The organism is Candidatus Kaelpia aquatica, assembly GCA_030765335.1.
Taxonomy (GTDB): Bacteria; Omnitrophota; Gorgyraeia; order Kaelpiales; family Kaelpiaceae; genus Kaelpia; species Kaelpia aquatica.
Genome location: JAVCCU010000006.1, coordinates 16,542 through 36,396 on the forward strand (window position 1 = coordinate 16,542; position 19,855 = coordinate 36,396).

A 19,855-nucleotide genomic window follows, 5' to 3' on the forward strand; every position below is an offset into this window, starting at 1 on the left:
GGAATAATGGCGCTCCTTTTGATTAAAGCTCTAGGCATACTACTAGTCGTCTTAGGTGTAATCTTTCTAATCGATAATAAAAGGCTTCAGAGTTTTATTAAATTTTGGAAGAAAGGAAGTAATATCTATCTGGCCGGTATTATTAAAGTGTTAGTTGGTGTGTTGTTTATTGTAGCTTCTGCAGATACGAATTTATTAATATTTATATTCGGCATGCTCTATCTAGTTGGTGGAATTATTGTTTTTATTTTAGGTCCTAAGAAAGTGAATGGATATATAGATTATTGGGCAGGTAAAACCAGTAAAAATATACCTTGGATAGCAGCTTGCTATTTAGCAATGGGAATTCTGTTAATATATTTGTGCTAAAATCTCATTTAAACAAGAGGTGGATTAAGTGCTAGGAGAAATATTAAATAGAGCGTATTTAGGCAACAGTGTTTTAGATTACGTAATAGCATTAGTAATACTTATAATCGGAGTAATAACTATAAGAGTTTTTAAAGCTGTTGTTATGCACCGCCTTGAAAATCTTGCTCAGAAGACTAAGACAACATTTGATGATTTTTTAATTTTAGTAATAGGAAAAGTAGCTCTACCTCTCCTCTATATAGTTTTTCTCTACTTTGCTTTAGCTGCTCTTAATTTAGCAGTTCAGGTGCAGGGAGCAGTAAATAAGGTATTTTTAGCAATTGTGATGTTTTCAATTGCAAGGTTCGTCAACCTCTTGGTTGTTTATGGTTTCACAAATTATCTTAAAAAACATGGTCAGGATATAGCATTAGAGAAGAGTCTTAATACAACCTTAAGGATTGCCAAGTTTCTTGTTTGGGCCTTTGCAGCCATATTTTTTATGGATAATCTTGGGTTTAAGATCTCAGCTGTTATTGCAGGCTTAGGTGTCGGCGGTATAGCTATAGGTCTTGCAGCTCAGGCTGTCTTGAAAGATCTCTTCAGTTATTTCTCTATTATATTTGATAGGCCTTTTGAGGTGGGCGATTTTATAATAGTTGGTGATCTCTTGGGTACTGTTGAGTATATTGGCGCAAAGACTACCAGACTAAGGAGTCTTGGGGGAGAGCAGCTGATATTCTCAAATACCGACTTAACAGATTCAAGAATAAAGAATTATAAGAGGATGGAGCAGAGAAGGGTTCTCTTTCAGTTTGGAATAATATATCAGACGCCTTATGATAAGCTGCAGCAGATCCCCGATATTGTAAAGAATATTGTAGCGAGCGTAGAGGATACTATATTCGACAGGACGCATTTTTCCTCCTATGGCGACTCCAATCTTGTCTTTGAAGTTGTCTATTATGTTGTAGGAAGTGACTACAATAAGTATATGGATATACAGCAGGAGATAAATCTGGCTCTATTTAAAGAGTTTGAGATTAAAGGGATAGAGTTTGCCTATCCTACACAGACACTCTATATCAATAAGTCTAACACTGATTAAGTAGCTAATTAATGTATAGACTTATTCTTTCTCTGATGAGTTTTGTAATCATCGTATCTTTTTTCTTGCCTTGGTTTAGTGTTGAACAAGTTCAGGCAGGAGTTATTAAAAAAGTTTTTACAGGGGAAGGGGCAGTTATTATAAAACTAAGCGGTTTTAATATTCCTCTTGAGGCCAACGGCAGCAATTCTAGTCTCATGTTAAGCATAGCAAAGCTATTTAGCTCAGGATTAAGAGAGTTTTCACATAAGAGTTGGTTTCTGTGGCTAGTTCCGGTATTTGCTGTATTTATAATTAGATTCTCTGGGAGCTGTAAGAGAAGCAGATTGTTTAATTTCCTGCTCTCTTTAGCAGGTCTTGGAGCATCTTTAACTATAATGCATGGAATCGTTGGCCTAGATTTGGATAAGCTTATTTATGAAATAAAATTAAAAGAGGGCTTTTGGATTGTCTTGGTATCTTTTTTTGTAATAGGACTGCTTGGGCTAATGCAGCTAAAGTTGTTAACTGCAAAAAAGCCCAAGCATTGAGATTACTTTATAGAAATATCCTCTATGTAGATAGCGCCTTCCTTTTTAGTTGCAGTCATATCTTCAAATACTAAAGTAAGTTCACTTAAGCTGGATAGATCATTAAGGCCGCCAAAGCTCTTAAGAGGTATGATTACCTCTTTCCAGTCATCGCTTACGCTGCTTACGTAGTACTTTCCGACCTCTCCTTTCTCATTTTCAAGTTCGACTTTAAAAGTTGTAGTATAACCCCTCATCTTATCGCCTTTTATCCAAAAGCTTAAGGCAGAATTGTTTGAAGCATCAAGGCCTGTCAAATCCATCCAGAAGCCGTTGTAAGCAGGGTTAGGTGAGTCGACATCATAATATATCTGGATTGAATAGCCTTCATCACCCCGTTTTATAGTAGCTATGAAGTTATCCTCTGCATGTTGAGTCATATCCTTTGGGTCTCTATCCCAGGCTCCAAAATCTCCTTCGATATTGTTGGGTTTTTCTCCAGAATTAAAGTCTGCGATGATTATTGGCTCTCCATAGGTTGCAATAATAGGTTTGATATCCTTTATCATCAACGCTTCTAGGGGTTCAGCTGCAAACTCCTCTGTTACTGCCTCTCTTTCTCCCGACGGTGCTTTTCCGCAGCTAATGCAAAAGATGCATAGAAAAGCTAAGACCATAAGTCTCTTTGCCATACGACCACCTCCTTGTTTGTAGGTATTTATTCTATGTAAAGTAAGTTTTATATGTCAACAAGGAAATAATTGATTTTTTCCGTCCTTAGTATACACTGTATTAATGCAGGATTTTAGTATTAAGAAGCGTATCTATTATCATGACACTGATTGCGGCGGCGTTGTCTACTATGCTAACTACTTAAAACACCTAGAAGAGGCAAGAACAGAGTTTTGTATAGACAGAAATATAGCGCTTAGAGAGCTGCAGGATGACGGTATATATTTTGTTGTCGCAAAAGTTGAGATAGATTACAAGTCTCCTGCCAAGTATGGTGATATTGTTAACATATCAGCCAAGGTGGAGTATGCTAAGAGATCGTCACTATATTTTTATCAAGAGATTAGAAAAGAGGATAATCTTTTGATAAAAGCCAACACGCTTTGGGTCTGCGTTGATAAGAGTTTTAAGCCGCGCACTATACCCGAAGATGTAAAATCTTTATTTACTGCGTAGTCCTTGGAGGGATACCAAAGCGGACGAATGGGCCTCACTCGAAATGAGGTGTTCTGAGCAATCGGGACCGGGAGTTCAAATCTCCCTCCCTCCGTTTTCATTCTACTTCTTTCCATTTTTCCCAGGTAACAGGGAGGGATTGGAGTAATTCATTTACCTTAGTGAGAGCCTCGTAAGAGAAGTAGGCTTTAGAATTACTGCCTGAATCAGGAATATGGAAGGTGTCGCCTGAGCATATTATGCTTCCATATACCTTTACGTATGTTGGAGGAGAGGTAAAAATGCTATTAAGTTCGATGGAGGTTGAGGTCTGATTGCCTGATACGATATGTTTAGCAATAATAGCCCCTTTATACTGTCCGTAATTTCCTATTTTTACCGTTGAATTTGGGGCATATATATTGCAGTATAATTCAGGGTGGTTGTAGGCGATAAAGACATCTTCATAATAAAAAACATCTTCTCCTTCATAATTTACTCCTTCTACATAAAAGATGCAATCCTCAGCGCTTACAGATTCATTCTCTGGTTTTATTTTAGGAGTATTTCCAAATTCAATTTTCCCTTTAATATTAACATCTACCGGGTTTTGATAGCTTATAAGGCAGTTGTTTCCGGTAGATATCTCGTTAATGTTATAAGTTCCTCCGCTGAGCACTAAAGTAGCATTATTTCCTATGTTTATATTGTTATAATCACCAGGTGTTAGTGTGTAGGTAGAATTGGTTCCTATAGTGATATCTTGTGTTCCTACTTCAAAGGTAGGGAAGTAAGGTAACTCTGAAAAAGGAATATTGGCTGGAGATATTTCATCTCCAGTATGTGTAAATCCTATGCCTGTATTAAATTGAGTATTGTAGTAGATATCTCCTAAGACTGTAGCGTTATTGCCTAGAGTTATTGAGTCTCCTATAACCGAACCATTAATATCGGCATTATTTCCTATTGCGACAGTGCCTCCATCTAGATAGGCGCCTATTGCTCCACTGGCTATAGTTAGGTTTCCTCCCACATCGATGCTTTCAATGCCTATAAGGGCAAACTCCTCTAAATTTATTGCAGGAGCTCCTTTTAAATATACCTTTGAATTTTTACTCTCTATTTGATTGACTATAATAAGGCCATACCAAATAGCATCTCCAACCATTTCTAATATTGGATTGTTCTCTGGATAGGATGAATCTTCAACATAGAGTATTCCGTAACCACGAAAACCATTTGATAGAGTTAGTTTTGAGTTTGATATATATACAATTTGAAAATTATCTTCAGTTCCAATGGAGATATTGCTATAGGTTGTATCGCCCGATAAAATAATGTTAGCATTTTTTTTAATTACAGCTGCAAGGGCGTCTATATCTGCTGAATAGTCAAAGTCTCCTTCTTGAGAGGGTGAGCCTTCTAAGGTAACATTGCTTATGTTCAAGAGGTTTTCTGACAAGTTTAGTTTTATCGCTTCTTTTTCACCTGCAACTTCTATTTCATTCATATTAAAGTTTTTGCCGCTAAATATCGTGTACTCTTCTTCCGTAGGCTCACCATTGATTTCTGCGGTAGAGCTAGAGTCAACTAACAAGAAGTTTAAAGCTGCAAGTTCGTCTATATTTAATTGAACTTTAAAACCTCTCTCTTGAGTCAGCTTTTTATAGGTTGCTTCAGAAGACGGCAGCAGCAGTAAAAATATTAGAAATATAAAGATCAATTTCTTTATATTCATTATTCGGATTCTTTCCATTCCATCCAGAGGCTATTTACTGCCGAATCTAAAGCAGAGTTTGCGCTCTCTATTGCTTCTTCACAGTAATAATTATTAGTGTAGCTGCCTTCGGCAGGAATATGGAATTGGTTTCCTATCAATATGATGCTGCCGCATATCGAGACCTCTTCTGCCTCACCTTCTCCTTCGCCGGAGAATGCACTCTCCAAAACAGCATCTATATTATTATCAATTGTAATTCTATTACCTATAATTGAGCCTCTGCATTCAGCATTAGTGCCTATATCTATACTTGAATATATATTGGGAGCATAAACATTGCATTTAATAATTGCGTTAACTCCCATTTGAAAAACATTTGTATTACTTGAATAGTCACCTTCAATATAGAAAATACAGTCATCTGCGCTAACACTACTATCGTAAGGTATAATTTTAGGGTTACTCCCCATGTTTATTTTTTTGGTTATATGGATAGTTGAAGCAGCGCTATATTTTATTGTACAGTTATTATCCATTGTTAATTGATTAATGTAGTAATCTCCGCCAGATAGTATAAGGGTGCAGTTATTTTTAAATGTAATGTTATTGTATGATCCAGGAGCTAGAGTATAAGTCACATTATTATTCCTCGATATATTTTGAGTTCCTGGGCTAAAGCTTGGAAATGCAGGCAGAGTGATGAATGGGAATGATAGTGGAGTTATTTGATCTCCGCCTATGTCAAAATGGACTCCGTATGTAAATGTGTTGTATGTTATGTCTCCATCCACTTCATTATTATTTTGTGCAGTAATAGTATCTCCAAAAAGAGAGCCTTCAAAATCATTGTTGTTATGCATTACCAAGTTCCCTCCAGAATCTGAGACTCCGACATTTCCGCTATCAAACTCTGCATTATTGCCAAGACCTAAGTAGGTTATACCTAACATAGAGAAAGCACCTATTCCTGTTCCGCCTCCGCCTCCAGCACCATTTAAAGATATTTTTGAGAGCTTATTGCTTTCTAGTTGATATATTAAGATTACGCCATGCCACTTGGCATTATCAGTCATCTCAAGAATATACTCTTCCTGATTATGATTACTATCTTCAATATAGAGAATACCATAACCTATGAAGTCTCTAGCTAGAGTTATATTGACATCATTTACATATAAGATCTGATAATCTGCAGCTGATCCAACAGTGGTGTTTTGCAATGTTGAGGCTTCTGTAATTGTTGTATCAGCATTTTTACGCAAAAATGGAGCTAATATATTCATATTTAGAGTATAGCTGACATTTTCTGTGACAGTACCGTTTACCCCCTCTAGAGTTACATCGCTTATATTCAAACTACCTTGACCTATATTGCATCCTATTGCGGTATTGCCGCCCGTTATTACTTCACCATCTATATCGTGGTTATTGCCGCTGAAGATTGCTGTATCTGATAAACCTTCTGAGCCTTCAATATCAGCGCTGGGACTTTCGCCGATCAAGATCAGATTAATTAATTCCAGCTCTTCTAGGGAGAGTTGAGGCTTAAAAGCCGTGGCTGAGGACTCTTTTTTGTACTCTGCGGCATAGAGAACAGTGGATGTTAAAAAAATAATAAACATGAAAGATATTGCCTTCTTCATTTTTACCTCCGTTTTGTTTTTTCTTTATCTGTAATTATGCAATATTTATGCCAATAGATGCAATAGGGAAGTAGCTGGTGTTTAAATGGTTATGCAGGTGATCATATTGCAGTTATTGAAAAACAGACAACTTTGGTTGCTTGAGTTAACAAGTCTTTACACTTGAAAATTGTTTCATGCCAAAAGCGGATTATTCTTAGGGAAATATGGAGAAAAATTTAGGATAAAAATTAGGGCTTTATTGCAAAGTCGGTAAGTTTTTTAAATCCTTTTATTCTTTTATCTATGTCGATAGCTGATATCTTTCCAAGCTTGGACAGGCTAATATCTTCAACAGCAAATGTTGCCATTATGGTCCCATAGATGGCTGCTCTTCTTAAGCTGGTTTGATCTATCCTTTTTGTTTTAGCTAAGTAGCCAATGAATCCTCCAGCAAATGTGTCTCCTGCGCCTGTCGGATCAAATACAGACTCCATAAGATATGCTGGGGCTGTAAAGGCATGGCTTTTTGTGAACAATAGGACTCCGTGCTCACCTTTTTTAATAACAACAACTTTGGGCCCAAAACTCAGTATCTCTTTAGCAGCTTTAACAAGATTCTTTTGATTGGTGAGTTCCTTTGACTCCGATTCGTTTATAAAAAAAATATCTACTCTCTTTAGAAGTTTGAGCAGCGCTCTCTTTTTATTTTCAATCCAGTAGTTCATAGTATCGCAGGCAATAAGTTTTGGATTTTTGACCTGACTTAAGGCTCTTAGCTGTATTTCAGGATCGATATTGGCTAGGAATAGATATTTGCTATTCTGATAGCTTCTGGGTATTTTAGGATTAAAATTAGCAAATACATTTAAATCAGTTACTATAGTCTTTGGATTTGAAAAGTCCCAGCCATACTCACCTTCCCAGTGGAATGTTTTTCCGCTCTCTATACTCAATCCTTGAGTATCAATACTTTTATTTTTTAAAAACTCTATATGTTTTTTAGGGAAATCTTCTCCCACAACAGCAACAATATTAACAGCAGTAAAGTTTATTGCACTTACGGAGAAGTAGATAGCAGAACCGCCAAGTATCTTATCAACTTTAGCGAATGGTGTTTTTATGGTATCTAATGCAACAGATCCAATTACTAATATGCTCATGGTAATTTATTTTATCAATAAAATTTTAAATAGAAAGTTTTAAATTATAATATTTAAGATAATTTTGTCTTCTAGCATTTTAATTGCAATTTCTTAAATCTGATTTTATAATTATAAAACATTCATTTAAAGTAAAACATCATTAAAACATAAACATTATTAATTTAGGAGGAATATATGGATAGGCGTGTTTTGATTATCATCTTGCTGGTTGTTGTCGGGGGAGGATTTTTAATATGGGGGATAAACTCATCTAAAGAGGATTTAGAGCAAGTATATCAGGATCAGAGTACAACAGAGTTATCTCAGGATGATGTAGATGTTTCTGTCAGTTCTGAGATAGAAGATATCTCTCAGTTCGATACTTTGATTGAAGAAGGAGCGGAAGGTACTTTTGAAGAAGGACTGTTATTTGCAGAGCAGCTTACAAAAAATAATAAGCTAATAGAAGCTAAAGAAGTATACAAAAGATTAGTCCGGAATTTCTCTAGCCATCCTGATCTAGGTGATTTAGAGCAGAAACTTTGGGACATAAACATGAAGGTAATGTTCTCTCCTATTCAAACCGATGATTCTGTAATATATGAGGTTAAGGAAGGAGATTCTCTGTATTTAATAGCAAAGAATTTTAATACAACGGTAGGTTTCTTAAAGAGAAGCAATGGTTTGAGCTCAGATTTAATCAGGATAGGGCAGAGGTTAAAAATTGTGACTTCAATTTCTGCTATTATTGTAGATAAGTCTTTAAATATTTTGACTCTTAAAATGAATGATGAGATAGTCAAGGTCTATCCTTGCTCAACAGGTGAGTTTAATTCAACCCCAACCGGTGATTTCAAGATCATAAATAAGCTCCCTAATCCTACTTGGTATAAAGCCGGGGCAATTGTTCCCCCAGATAGCGATGAGAATATACTTGGCAGTCGCTGGATGGGCTTTGAGCTCTCAGGCTATGGTATCCATGGTACAACTAAGCCTGGAAGCATAGGTCAGCAGGTAACAGCTGGCTGCATTAGGCTTTATAACGAAGATGTTGAAGAGCTTTACGATGTTACTCCTACAGGGACTAAAGTCACTATCATTGAATAATTATGGCTGAACTGGATTTTGAAAGACCAATACTGGAGTTAGAGAGAAAGATCTCTGAGTTAAAGAGCTTCTCTCAAGATAAAAATATTAATCTCAGTGATGAGATTGGTGGTTTTCAAGAGAAATTAGAGAGCCTTAAGAGGGAGATTTATGGAGCTTTAACGCCTTGGCAGAAAGTTCAGGTATCACGTCATTCAGATCGCCCAACTTTATTGGACTATACCAGTATGATTATGGATGACTTTATAGAGCTTCATGGCGATAGATGTTTTGGAGATGATAAAGCTTTAATTACAGGGCTTGCAAAGATAGACGGAAGGAGAGTTGCTATTGTTGGGCACCAAAAGGGAAGAGATACAAAAGAAAATTTAGAGCGTAATTTCGGCTGTGCTCATCCTGAAGGATATAGAAAAGCTGCTAGAATATTTAGTTTGGCTGAGAGATTCTCTCTGCCGGTTATATCTTTAATAGATACCCCAGGTGCTTATCCCGGAGTTGGAGCTGAGGAGAGAGGCCAAGCTCACTCTATAGCTGAAAATATTAGAGATATGTTTCAGGTTAAGACCCCTATTATTGTTGTTATTATAGGAGAGGGAGGAAGCGGCGGAGCTTTAGGTATAGGTATAGGTGATAGGGTTGCTATGTTTGAATATTCTTATTATTCTGTTATATCTCCAGAAGGATGTGCTGCGATATTATGGAGAGATAGAGCAATGGCAGAGCAGGCTTCGAAGGCGTTAAGGCTTAATGCGGAAGATCTATTAAGTTTTGGGATAATAGATGAGGCAATAGAAGAGCCTTTAGGCGGGGCGCATAGAGAGCCTGAGGTTGCTGCTAATAATCTTAAAGATTTTATTTTAAAATCCCTCGATGAATTAAAAGATATGTCTGTTGAAAAGTTAATAGAGAAACGCTATGAAAAATTTAGAAAGTTAGGGCCTATATCAGAGCCTTCTTCGTAACTTCTACCTACACTTCTTTTTGAATAATTTATAAGCATCCGTTCTTTGTTTTATAAAAAGGGGATAATCTAGGAATATTTTTTCTAGCAGATTGGATGTTTTACCTCCAGATATTCCTCGCTTTGAATTCTCTATAAATGTTACCATCTCTTTTGTTTTAGCTGTGTCTGTTTTTTTAAGTTCGTCTATGATTTTATTTAAAGGTAATTTTTTGCGGTATATTACTGTATAAGCTTTCTTGACCTCATTTATCTCCGCAGCACTAAAACCAGCACGTTTTAAACCCACAGTATTTATTCCAAATATTTTAGAATTGCCTATCAACATCATAAATGGAGGTACATCTTTTGTTACACGCGATAGCCCTCCAATCATAGCTAAGTGCCCTATTCTTACAAATTGGTGTATGGCGGTATTTGCTGAGATTGTTACATTATCTTCTATCTCAACATGTCCTGCTAAAAGTGCGCCGTTACTTATTGTGATATTATTTTTTAAGCGGCAGTCGTGGGCGATATGAGAGAAACTCATTAGATAGTTATTGCTGCCTATCTCTGTTTGATTATCTTCTTCTGTTGAGGTATTGATGGTTACATATTCTCTGATTATATTATCATCACCGATTAAGAGATGTCCCAGTTGCTTTCTTAACCCTAACATCTGCGGTCTTTCACCTATAATGGATCCGGTATGGATAATATTATTTCTACCTATTTTGGTTGAGCCTTTTATATGGCAGAAGGGCAGTATCTGTGTACCTGCTCCTATCTCTACATTCTCTTCTACTATAGAGTAGGGTCCTATCTCAACATTTTCGCCAATCTTGGCTCCTGAATCTACCAGTGCCGTTTTATCTATATTCATTGTTTAATTATAACACAAAACAATTGAAGAAATAAAACCCTTGAGTTATTCTTTAGCTATAATTATCTAGGAGGTAAAAATGGATAAGATACATATATTTGATACGACTTTAAGAGATGGAGAGCAGTCTCCGGGTGCGTCTTTAAATATAAAAGAGAAGATTGAGATTGCAAAGCAGCTTGAACGCCTCAATGTCGATGTAATAGAAGCAGGTTTTCCAATTGCTTCTCCTGGAGATTTTGAAGCGGTAAGTTTAATAGCTAAAAAAGTAAAGCAGCCTACTATCTGTGCTTTAGCCAGATCCCTAAAGAAAGATATAGATGCTGCAGCCGGAGCTTTAAAGGGAGCCAAGAAGAAGCGGATACATGTCTTCTTAGCCACTTCAAAGATACATATGGAGTACAAGCTAAAGAAAGCAGAAGATGAGATTCTAAAGCAGGCGGTTAAGGCTGTTAAATATGCCAGGAAGTTCAGCGATGATGTTGAGTTTTCACCTGAGGACGCATCTCGTACAGAGAGAGAGTTCCTTTTTAAAATAATAGCCGAGGTCATAAATGCCGGAGCTGGCGTTATAAATATTCCCGATACTGTTGGCTATACAGTTCCGGAGGAGTTCTCTGATCTTATAACTCAGATAAAGATCAATGTGCCTAATATAGACGATGCAATTATAAGCGTTCATTGCCATGATGACCTGGGATTATCCTGCGCTAATTCACTCTCTGCTGTTAAAGCAGGGGCTAGACAGGTTGAGTGCACTATTAACGGTATTGGTGAGCGTGCCGGCAGTGCTCCTCTTGAAGAGATAGTTATGGCCATAAAGACAAGAGCGGATTTTTATAAATTTAAAACTTCTGTTAAGACAAAAGAGCTTTATAAGAGCAGCAGGCTTGTAAGCCTCCTGATGGGAATACCTCTGCCTCCTAATAAGGCAGTTATAGGTGATAATGCTTTCAGTCATGAGTCTGGCATCCACCAGGATGGGGTATTAAAAATGCCCGGGACCTATGAGATTATGAATCCAAGCGATGTTGGATTCAAAGAGAGCAAGCTTGTCTTAGGTAAGCATTCCGGCCGCCATGCGTTCGGTAGAAAATTAGAAGAGTTGGGTGTTGAGCTTGGAAAGAGAGAGTTTCAGAGAGCATATGAAGAGTTTATAGCGCTTGCAGATAAGAAGAAAGAGGTCTTTGATGATGATATTGTTGCTTTAGTTGAAGATGAGATGAAAGAGGTACCCAAGGTATGGGAGCTTGTATACTTCCATACTGTGACAGGTTCCTCCACTATTCCTACTGCAACAGTAAAGTTAAAAAAGGATAAAAAAATCTATGAAGATGCTGCATGCGGAGATGGTCCTATAGATGCCTGCTATAATACGATAGATAGAATTATAGGTATTGAACCGAAGTTGTTGAACTATAATCTTCGCGCTGTTACCTCAGGGCGTGATGCTCTGGGTGAGGTTACAGTGAGATTGAAACATAATAATAAAGAGATTGTAGGACGGGGAACTTCAACAGATATAGTGGAAGCTTCTACAAAAGCATATCTTAATGCTGTAAATAAAATAGTCTCTTAATGTCTCTCAATAGAGAAATCTACGGTTTAGTCGGATATCCTGTTAAACATAGCCTCTCACCTCTTATGCATAATGCGGCTTTTGAGTATTTAGGCATAGATGCAGAATATAGGATTTTTGAAGTAGGACCAGATGACTTAGAAGATTTTTTAATCAATCGCAGGGATATCTTAGGTTTTAATATTACAGTTCCATATAAGGTTAAAGCAAAAGAGATCTTAGGCAGAGAGCTTTCTGCAGCAGGATATTTGAGTGAAGGCGAGATTGCGGTCTCTATGACATCTGCTGTTAATACAGTCAAGAGAGAGCCTGATTTGAAACTTTATAATACAGATGTGCTAGGATTTTCAAAGTCGCTGGTAGATGACCTAGGTTTTGATAAAAAAGAGAAAAAAGCTTTAGTGATAGGTTCTGGAGGTGCTGGCAGAGCTGTAGTCGCGGGATTATCTGAAGAGAATAATAGTGTTAGTAAGATCTATATTTTTGAGATAGATAGAGATACTATCTCTAATGTCAGTGAGCATCTCTCCGGTATAGATAGGCTTAAAGATAAGTTTGAGTTTATAAGAGAGTCTGATATTGCAGCTGTTATCAAAGAGTGTGATCTCTTGGTTAATGCTACAGCAGTTGGAATGAGGGATGGCGATGGTGCAGTGATAGACCTAAGCTTGCTTCACGGTAATCTAAGCGTCTACGACGTTATATATAATAGAGAGACTGCCTTGATTAAGGAGGCATTATCTTTAGACCTTTTTGCTTCAGACGGTTTAGGCATGCTTCTCTATCAAGGTGCAGCTGCGTTTGAAATATTCACAGGAGAAGATGCGCCAATTGAAGTTATGAGAGATGCGCTTTTAAAAGGAGTTAATAGATGACGCTGCTCATTTTTTTCTTAGGAGCATCTTTGGGGAGTTTTCTAAATGTATGTATATTGAGGCTGCCGCGGGAAGAGTCGGTTGTACAGCCGCCGTCGCATTGTCCTAAATGTAAGCATAAGATAAGATGGTTCGATAATATACCTATCTTTAGCTTCTTGGTTTTAAGAGCTAAATGCAGATATTGCAGAGTTAAGATTTCAATGCAATATCCTGTCGTTGAATTAATAAGTGGGTTGGTTATGCTGTATTTTTATAGCGTCTATGGTATTAGCATCACTGCTTTTATCTTTTCTTTCTTTCTATATGGTCTAATAGTTGCGACTTTCAGTGATTTTCAGACCCGCTTAATTCCAGATGAGGTAAGTTTGGGGCTTTTGCCGATCGGCCTCATGTTCTCGTTCTTTAATCCTGTTTTGGATAGCGTCTATAGCAGCAATCCTTTAGTAGCAAGTTTTCTAGGGGCTGTTGTTGGTTCTCTAATGATCTATCTAACTGGTGTCTTAGGTAAGATAGCCTTTAAAAAGGAGGCGATGGGATTTGGGGATGTTAAGTTTATGGCTATGATAGGTGCTTTCTTAGGCTGGAAGCTGATAATACTAAATTATTTTATTGCTCCTTTTTTTGCTCTTGGCTACGGCCTTTACAGAAAGATTAAATATAAAGATAATTACCTGCCTTATGGGCCGTTTCTTGCAATTGCGGCTATTTTTGTCTTTATTTTTTATGATAAACTGCTTGAGATTTTCTTTTATCTTTGATAATACTAGATTCATAATAAGGAGGTATAGAGATGCTAAGATTCTTAACCGCAGGCGAGTCTCACGGGAAGGCTCTCTCAGTTATCGTAGATGGTTTTCCTGCAGGAGTTAAGATTGATAGAGCCAGAATAGATTCTGAACTTTCAAGGCGTCAGGTTGGTTATGGCCGCGGCGGAAGGATGAAGATAGAGAAAGATAGGGTTGAGATTATAAGCGGAATTAGTAAGGGTCTGACATTCGGGGCTCCAATCGCAATTTTAATTAAAAATAAGGATTTCTCAATTGATAGAATGCCTGCAATAGGCTCTCCTCGTCCGGGCCATGCGGATTTAGCAGGGGGTATGAAGTACGGATTAAAAGATTTTAGACTCATTCTTGAAAGAGCATCAGCTAGAGAGACTGCTGCAAGGGTTGCGGTCGGGGCGCTAGCCAAGCAGTTTTTAGATAGTTTTAATATCTCTATCTTCAGTCATGTTATTCAAATAGGAGACGTAAGGGTAACAAAAATAACAAATACAAATAGTATTCAAAGGTTGGCTGAGAGGTCAAAATTACGCTGTGTCGATGCTAAGGCAGAGCTAGAGATGGTCAAGTTAATAGATAAGGCTAGGGCAGAACAAGATTCACTGGGAGGGGTCTTTGAAGTTATAGCTTCTAATGTTCCTGCAGGGCTTGGAAGCTATGTGCAGTGGGATTTAAGACTTGATTCAGAGATTGGGTCTAGCGTCCTATCTATTCCGGCAGTTAAGGCGGTTGAAGTAGGAGATGGAGTTAAGAATACATCTCTCTTTGGCTCAGAGGTTCAGGATGAGATAGGTTTTAGTAAGAGTAAGGGTTTTAAGAGAGCTACAAACAGAGCGGGTGGTTTAGAGGGAGGCATTACAAACGGTGAGCCCCTAGTAGTCAGAGGGTACATGAAGCCTATCGCTACTCTATCTAAACCATTAAGGTCAGTAAATGTAAGAACAAAAAAAGAGGCCCAAGCTTTTAAAGAACGTGCTGATATTTGTGCTGTTCCTGCTGCAGGAGTTGTAGCTGAGAGCATGATTAGCTTTATAGTTATGAAGAGTTTTCTGGATAAGTTCTCCTCTGATAACCTATTTGATATAATATCTAATTTCAAAAGCTACCAAAAACGCCTTAAGGATTTCTGATGAACCTTGTTTTAGTCGGATTTATGGGTACAGGTAAGACAGAAGTATCTAAAGAGTTTGCTAGAAGATTTGGCATGCGTTATCTCTCAATAGATGAGATGATAGAAGAGAGAGAAGGAATGAGCATAAATGACATCTTCAAAGAGAAGGGCGAAGATCATTTTAGAGCAATAGAGAGAGATATAGTCAAAGAGGCCGCTAGTATAGACGGTTTGGTGATTGATGCCGGAGGCGGAGTTGTCTTAGATGATGAAAACATGAAGAACCTAAAGAGCAGTGGAGCAGTAGTCTGCCTAAAGGCAAGGCCTGAAGTAATACTCGATAGGATGCAGAATAAGACCGATAGACCTCTTTTAAACGTTAGAGATAAGCTCACTAAGATAAATGAGATCTTAACCAGCAGAAAGATTTATTATGATAAGATTGAAGAGTCTATTGATACATCAGATTTAACAATTGATGAGATTATAGAGCAAGTAAGAAGTATATTTAAATCTTCTTTATACTAAAATGATAAAGAGAACTCTGTCTATCCTTTCTTTTTTAATTATTCTTAGCTTAGTTTCAAAATCTAATTTAGTTTTAGCTCAAAATAATAAAAATGTGCTCTGCCTGTTTGATAAAAAGAGCTCTTCGGTAAGCAAAGGAGAGATAAATAAGTTTTTAAAAGCAGCTGAATTTTCATCGGTTAAATGGAGTAAGGAGTTAGAAGAGCATATAGCTGAGATTGATTATCTTGTTCTCTCAAAAGGCAAACTAGAAAATGAAGAGCAGGATATTATTGTTAGATTCTTAAGGAGCGGCGGAGGCTTAGTGCTCTTTCTCTCTAAAGAGCATGATGAGGCTTTTTTAAAGGAGATAGGGCTTAGAAGATATGATATCTATGGAGATAATCTAGCTGTTGAATATAATAGAGAATTCTTTAAAGACCCGATAGAGGGTGAGCTCTCTTCTAATAAGGGTGTTTTGGTAAAGACAGGTTATGGAGGTGATATAAGGCAGCCGGATAGAGGTAATATCTTTCCAGAGAGGATTCCAGTTAGAGATTTTAATATACTCTCTAAAGTAGTAGATGAAGATGGTAATTTTTTGGGCTCAAATATAGTCTTAGTTAAGCATTGGATGAACCCTTGGGATTTAAAAGAGAGGGCCCCTCTAAGATGGCTTATATTTTCTAGCAGCGATATTAATCTAACCAAAAAAGATTATAGAAAAATAAGTGAAATTTTAAATAGAGATATTGTAATAAAAGATTTAAGTTCTAATTATCCCTTATATTATCAGGGTGAAGATACAGGCCTATCTTTAAGCGTGTTTAACCCTCTTAGAGCTGATAAGCGGGTAAGATTCTTAGTAGAGCTCTCATCTGATTCTAATACAGTCTATTCGATCTATCAGGAGAGAGTTATTAAAGAAGGATTAAATAAGCTTGATTTTGAAGTTCAAAAAGATCTAGCCGCAGGGTTCTATAGGGTAAAATGCTCTTTAATAGAAGGCAGGAGTGTCTATGATCAGTTTAATACAGCCTTCCTGGTTGTTGATAAAAGCTGGGCTGATAAAGGGAGCGATCTTAAGGTTAAAGAGGGCAAAATTCTGTTTAATGGGAGAGATGAGTTTTTATGGGGCATTAACTATTATGAGTCAAAGAGAGGAGAGCTAAACTGGGTCTGGCCTAACCCCTATTATATAAATGAAGATTTTAAGTTGATGCATGAGATGGGCCTTAAGATTGTAAGGATTCATTACCACCACCCCAAGTGGTTCAAGGATTACTTGAAATTTATAGGCTCTGGTCTTACAGGATATTTTCCTGATAAAGATTATCTTCCCGATGAATATGATTTAAGGATATTGGATAGCTTTATATATCTTGCCAAGATGAATAATCTAATTATATCTTTTGACCTCTTTACTCTTATTCCGCTTGAGATGGGTGATCCTAGAGGCTGGCTATCTTTAACGAAGAGAATAACCGATAGAGAGAGAATAGAGAAGCAGCTTGAATTTGTGAGGATAATCTCAAATAGGTATAAAGATCTTAAAGGGATAAGCTGGGATCTCTGGAATGAACCCAGGGTTCCTGAGGAACATAAAGAAGACCTAAAGGTTTGGGTTAGGGAGATAATATCTGAGTTTAGAAAAAACGGAGATAATCATCTTATTACTTTAGGCGGTAATGACAGCCTGTTTTTAGAAGAGTATCTGGATTATACCTCTTACCATACAGATAATGTTTTAGATATAATATCTTCCACTAAGCCTTTACTCTTACAAGAGTTCTGGCTGCCTAGAAGCTTAGATAAAGAGCTTGAACAATTAGAAGAGCTAGAAGATATAATAATCAATCTTAAAGATAGTAATTATCAGGGTTTTATGCCCTGGCAATGGACCAGACAATCAAGGCTGTGGGATAGATCAGATCCTGAGGAATGGGATGATGATTTAGGGCTCTTTCTTCGTGAAGACTCTTCGTTTAAGCTTACTACAGCTCTATTTTTAAACAAACCTATAGAACAGTGATTGTTAAACGAAATCTTGTTCAGCCTAATAGCGTAAACCTTGGTTTACACTTTTTAAATATCTTTCAGAACAAAGTTGTAGTACTACATATTGTAACCTGTTTACATATAGTGTGTTAGGGTGTTATTTATAGCAATGTCTTTTTGGCATAGAAATTGCATGTATAAGATCTGAGGTAAGTGAAATGAAAAGAAAGAGAGAAGAACAAATTAACCAGAGTGAAAACAAGGAGGTAGGTAAAATGAAGAATAGAGAGATGAAAACAAAAGTTTTTTTAGCAGCCGGAGTGTTCATTGTATTAGGATTTGGCTTATTGCTAAAATTTAATAGCAATGGCAAAGATGTTGGACTAGACCAAGTAATAGAGGAGCTCTCTTCTATGCCATCCATTGATAATCTAGAAGTGGTATTTAAGGAAGAGGAATTTCAGGAGGAAAAAAAGATAACCACAGCTTCAAAACCTAAAGTTAAGAAGGAATCTTATGTGTTTTCTTCTGTGGATGCAGCTCAAGAACCTGGATATATTGATGATTTAAGATATTCAGGAATAGAGGTTAAAGAGCATAAGGAGATTTCTGCGACAAATAAATTGATGAACGCATATTATGAGAAAGAAAACTATCCTAAATTAGAGAAGGAAGTTACAAAAGAATTGCCGGAAAACAGCGTTGCGGGAGAGATAATTGTCAAGAGTGTTAACTGGCAGGATAGCGGAACATATATAGTTGATTATCGCACTATAATTGTATCTCCTGAAGAAGTAATTAATGCAATGAGTATAATAAATGATGATCCTAATGTTCTTAGTGCGGAGCCGAATGTGACAATAAGAATAAATACAACTAGTAATACTATTATATTAAACACAATGACTACAGGAGCAGGTGGGATTAATGATGAGCATTTTGGTAAGCAATGGGCATTACAAGAGGATAAAATAAACGCACCTGGTGCCTGGGATATAATAGGAGAAGAAGGAGAAAATGTAAAGATAGCAATAATAGATACAGGTGTGGATTTAAGTCATCCAGATTTAGTAGGAAGTATAGATTCTAATGAAGATTATGATTATATAAATAATGACGATGAAGCTGATGATGAAAGTCACAACAGTCATGGTACACATATAGCAGGTATAATTGCAGCGAGCTTTAATGATATAGGAGTGCGTGGAATGGTGCCGAATGCTACACTAATTATTCATAAGATTATGACTGGCGGCCAGGACGAGGAAGTGGATATTGTATCCCTTGGGTCTACAATTTCTAATGCAATAGTAAAAGGGGCTAGAGTTATTAATATGTCCTGGACTACGGAGAAAGATATGATGCAGTATGGTTTTCTAAAAGATACTTTAGATGCTGCGATTGCATCAGAAACTCTATTGGTAGCCGCGGCAGGTAACCAGAAAGTGGTTGATTATCCGGCAGCATACTCTGGAGTTTTAGCAGTTGGCGGAACTGATGAAAATGATAACCGCTGGGTAGACACTGATTCTGAAAGCGCTTACGGAGATAGAGTAGATGTTGCGGCGCCGGCAAAGGATGTTTATTCTACGAAAATAGATAGTGATTATCAATATTTACCAGGTACATCAATGTCTACTGCATTTGTATCAGGGCTAGCAGGGCTTCTGTTATCCCAGGATCCTGATTTGGCAAAAGAAAATCTTATAAACTTGATAAAAAATAATGCTGATATAATATATCCAGATGAACCTATAGGTGCAGGAAGAATTAATGCTCAAAAAGCATTAGCGGCAGCAGCAGCAGGATTAAATATAAATACAGCTGCTGGAGATGTTGACCTTCTTTATGCGGTTGCAGGATTAAATCCAGATGCTTCAATCGATGATTTGATAATTGACGATTATGAAGTGGGTCAAGCAATAGCTGAGTGGCAAACTCCTAGTACAGTGACAGAGTTAAATGATTATTTTATTGACCTGGATCAGTTACTGCTAATTGTAGCTTATTATGTAGAAGATATATCTGTAGACAACTCGCTACCAACGACTGAAAGAATATATGTCAGTCCTGAAATTTCTGAGGTAGGTCAGGAGGTAACAATTAATGCAGCTATATTAGATTCAATAATATTAGATTCAGTGATATATGTATGGGATTTTGGAGATGACAGTAATCTAGGGACTGAAATAAATCCGTCTCATATATATACTGAAGTTGGAGAGTATACAGTTACTTTAACAGTAACTGATAAGAATGATAGCAATGATACTGTTACATTTACTAAGGATATTACTGTTGGATCTGAAGGTGTAAACCAAGCACCAGATTTAGAGTTAATAGGAGATAAGAGTGTTATTGCCGGTGATACGTTGATCTTTACTGTCACAGCAAGCGATGAAGATGTGGCTACCTTGAGTTATTCAGTAACTGGTTTACCATCTG

18 protein-coding genes and 1 tRNA gene are annotated in these 19,855 nt (G+C 37.1%); 14 read left to right on the plus strand and 5 right to left on the minus strand.

The annotated features are described in order from the left end of the window. Positions 1–6: 6 nt before the first annotated feature. Genes P9X27_00735 through P9X27_00745 form a run of 3 tightly spaced genes read left to right on the plus strand, consistent with a single transcriptional unit; the run spans position 7 to position 1,989 of the window. On the plus strand, positions 7–369 hold the full coding sequence (locus P9X27_00735; GenBank protein MDP8252915.1) for a hypothetical protein: 363 nt from the start codon (positions 7–9) through the stop codon (positions 367–369). Between the two features lie 28 nt (positions 370–397). Next, positions 398–1,459: a mechanosensitive ion channel family protein gene (locus tag P9X27_00740; GenBank protein MDP8252916.1), complete on the plus strand. Its 1,062-nt coding sequence runs from the start codon at positions 398–400 to the stop codon at positions 1,457–1,459. 11 nt (positions 1,460–1,470) lie between these two features. Next, a complete protein-coding gene (locus tag P9X27_00745) occupies positions 1,471–1,989 on the plus strand; it encodes a hypothetical protein (protein MDP8252917.1) in 519 nt (172 codons plus the stop codon). Between the two features lie 2 nt (positions 1,990–1,991). Here P9X27_00745 and P9X27_00750 read toward each other — a convergent pair whose 3' ends face one another. Next, positions 1,992–2,660 (minus strand): carbohydrate binding domain-containing protein, encoded by a 669-nt coding sequence (locus tag P9X27_00750; GenBank protein ID MDP8252918.1) that lies wholly within the window; start codon positions 2,658–2,660, stop codon positions 1,992–1,994. 103 nt (positions 2,661–2,763) lie between these two features. Between P9X27_00750 and P9X27_00755 the strand changes: the two genes are divergently transcribed. Both P9X27_00755 and P9X27_00760 read left to right on the plus strand, forming a co-directional pair. Further along, positions 2,764–3,156, plus strand: coding sequence for a thioesterase family protein (locus P9X27_00755; GenBank protein MDP8252919.1), 393 nt, complete (start codon positions 2,764–2,766; stop codon positions 3,154–3,156). A 5-nt stretch (positions 3,157–3,161) separates the two neighbouring features. Next, a tRNA-Ser gene (locus P9X27_00760) sits at positions 3,162–3,250 on the plus strand. Positions 3,251–3,253: 3 nt separating this feature from the next. On the opposite strand, the gene P9X27_00765 is transcribed toward P9X27_00760, so the two are convergent. From P9X27_00765 to P9X27_00775, 3 genes are all read right to left on the minus strand, one after another. After that, positions 3,254–4,645, minus strand: a complete 1,392-nt coding sequence (locus P9X27_00765; protein MDP8252920.1) for a hypothetical protein — start codon at positions 4,643–4,645, stop codon at positions 3,254–3,256. A 227-nt stretch (positions 4,646–4,872) separates the two neighbouring features. After that, entirely contained in the window at positions 4,873–6,498 is a 1,626-nt protein-coding gene (locus tag P9X27_00770; protein ID MDP8252921.1) for a hypothetical protein, read from the minus strand. A 230-nt stretch (positions 6,499–6,728) separates the two neighbouring features. After that, positions 6,729–7,640 (minus strand): PfkB family carbohydrate kinase, encoded by a 912-nt coding sequence (locus P9X27_00775; GenBank protein ID MDP8252922.1) that lies wholly within the window; start codon positions 7,638–7,640, stop codon positions 6,729–6,731. Between the two features lie 177 nt (positions 7,641–7,817). Between P9X27_00775 and P9X27_00780 the strand changes: the two genes are divergently transcribed. After that, positions 7,818–8,729, plus strand: a complete 912-nt coding sequence (locus P9X27_00780; protein MDP8252923.1) for a L,D-transpeptidase family protein — start codon at positions 7,818–7,820, stop codon at positions 8,727–8,729. Between the two features lie 2 nt (positions 8,730–8,731). Further along, on the plus strand, positions 8,732–9,691 hold the full coding sequence (locus P9X27_00785; protein ID MDP8252924.1) for an acetyl-CoA carboxylase carboxyltransferase subunit alpha: 960 nt from the start codon (positions 8,732–8,734) through the stop codon (positions 9,689–9,691). Between the two features lie 3 nt (positions 9,692–9,694). Here the strand turns inward: P9X27_00785 and lpxA are convergent, their stop codons facing one another. Next, positions 9,695–10,555 carry an acyl-ACP--UDP-N-acetylglucosamine O-acyltransferase gene (gene lpxA / locus P9X27_00790; protein ID MDP8252925.1) on the minus strand — a complete coding sequence of 287 codons (861 nt, stop codon included), beginning with the start codon at positions 10,553–10,555 and terminating at the stop codon, positions 9,695–9,697. Between the two features lie 79 nt (positions 10,556–10,634). Between lpxA and P9X27_00795 the strand changes: the two genes are divergently transcribed. The 7 genes from P9X27_00795 to P9X27_00825 all read left to right on the plus strand — a co-directional run. Next, positions 10,635–12,134, plus strand: coding sequence for a 2-isopropylmalate synthase (locus P9X27_00795; GenBank protein ID MDP8252926.1), 1,500 nt, complete (start codon positions 10,635–10,637; stop codon positions 12,132–12,134). After that, positions 12,134–13,009 (plus strand): shikimate dehydrogenase, encoded by an 876-nt coding sequence (locus tag P9X27_00800; GenBank protein ID MDP8252927.1) that lies wholly within the window; start codon positions 12,134–12,136, stop codon positions 13,007–13,009. The genes P9X27_00795 and P9X27_00800 overlap by 1 nt, the downstream gene beginning before the upstream one ends. After that, a complete protein-coding gene (locus P9X27_00805) occupies positions 13,006–13,770 on the plus strand; it encodes a prepilin peptidase (GenBank protein ID MDP8252928.1) in 765 nt (254 codons plus the stop codon). Before P9X27_00800 ends, P9X27_00805 begins: the two co-directional genes overlap by 4 nt. 32 nt (positions 13,771–13,802) lie before the next feature. Then, on the plus strand, positions 13,803–14,924 hold the full coding sequence (gene aroC / locus P9X27_00810) for a chorismate synthase (GenBank protein MDP8252929.1): 1,122 nt from the start codon (positions 13,803–13,805) through the stop codon (positions 14,922–14,924). Beyond that, entirely contained in the window at positions 14,924–15,433 is a 510-nt protein-coding gene (locus tag P9X27_00815; protein ID MDP8252930.1) for a shikimate kinase, read from the plus strand. Before aroC ends, P9X27_00815 begins: the two co-directional genes overlap by 1 nt. A gap of 1 nt (position 15,434) precedes the next feature. Continuing rightward, complete coding sequence (locus P9X27_00820; GenBank protein ID MDP8252931.1) at positions 15,435–17,444, plus strand: cellulase family glycosylhydrolase; 2,010 nt, start codon at positions 15,435–15,437, stop codon at positions 17,442–17,444. A gap of 184 nt (positions 17,445–17,628) precedes the next feature. After that, positions 17,629–19,855, plus strand: a 2,227-nt coding sequence (locus P9X27_00825; GenBank protein MDP8252932.1) for a S8 family serine peptidase, incomplete at its 3' end; no start/stop codon positions are given.

Bases quoted from the DNA above. Each gene is read 5' to 3' on its own strand.
- P9X27_00735 (MDP8252915.1), top strand. From the start codon at position 7: ATGGCGCTCCTTTTGATTAAAGCTCTAGGCATACTACTAGTCGTCTTA.
- P9X27_00745 (MDP8252917.1), top strand. From the start codon at position 1,471: ATGTATAGACTTATTCTTTCTCTGATGAGTTTTGTAATCATCGTATCT.
- P9X27_00750 (MDP8252918.1), bottom strand. From the start codon at position 2,660: ATGGCAAAGAGACTTATGGTCTTAGCTTTTCTATGCATCTTTTGCATT.
- P9X27_00755 (MDP8252919.1), top strand. From the start codon at position 2,764: ATGCAGGATTTTAGTATTAAGAAGCGTATCTATTATCATGACACTGAT.
- P9X27_00765 (MDP8252920.1), bottom strand. From the start codon at position 4,645: ATGAATGAAATAGAAGTTGCAGGTGAAAAAGAAGCGATAAAACTAAAC.
- P9X27_00770 (MDP8252921.1), bottom strand. From the start codon at position 6,498: ATGAAGAAGGCAATATCTTTCATGTTTATTATTTTTTTAACATCCACT.
- P9X27_00775 (MDP8252922.1), bottom strand. From the start codon at position 7,640: ATGAGCATATTAGTAATTGGATCTGTTGCATTAGATACCATAAAAACA.
- P9X27_00780 (MDP8252923.1), top strand. From the start codon at position 7,818: ATGGATAGGCGTGTTTTGATTATCATCTTGCTGGTTGTTGTCGGGGGA.
- P9X27_00785 (MDP8252924.1), top strand. From the start codon at position 8,732: ATGGCTGAACTGGATTTTGAAAGACCAATACTGGAGTTAGAGAGAAAG.
- lpxA (MDP8252925.1), bottom strand. From the start codon at position 10,555: ATGAATATAGATAAAACGGCACTGGTAGATTCAGGAGCCAAGATTGGC.
- P9X27_00795 (MDP8252926.1), top strand. From the start codon at position 10,635: ATGGATAAGATACATATATTTGATACGACTTTAAGAGATGGAGAGCAG.
- P9X27_00800 (MDP8252927.1), top strand. From the start codon at position 12,134: ATGTCTCTCAATAGAGAAATCTACGGTTTAGTCGGATATCCTGTTAAA.
- P9X27_00805 (MDP8252928.1), top strand. From the start codon at position 13,006: ATGACGCTGCTCATTTTTTTCTTAGGAGCATCTTTGGGGAGTTTTCTA.
- aroC (MDP8252929.1), top strand. From the start codon at position 13,803: ATGCTAAGATTCTTAACCGCAGGCGAGTCTCACGGGAAGGCTCTCTCA.
- P9X27_00815 (MDP8252930.1), top strand. From the start codon at position 14,924: ATGAACCTTGTTTTAGTCGGATTTATGGGTACAGGTAAGACAGAAGTA.
- P9X27_00820 (MDP8252931.1), top strand. From the start codon at position 15,435: ATGATAAAGAGAACTCTGTCTATCCTTTCTTTTTTAATTATTCTTAGC.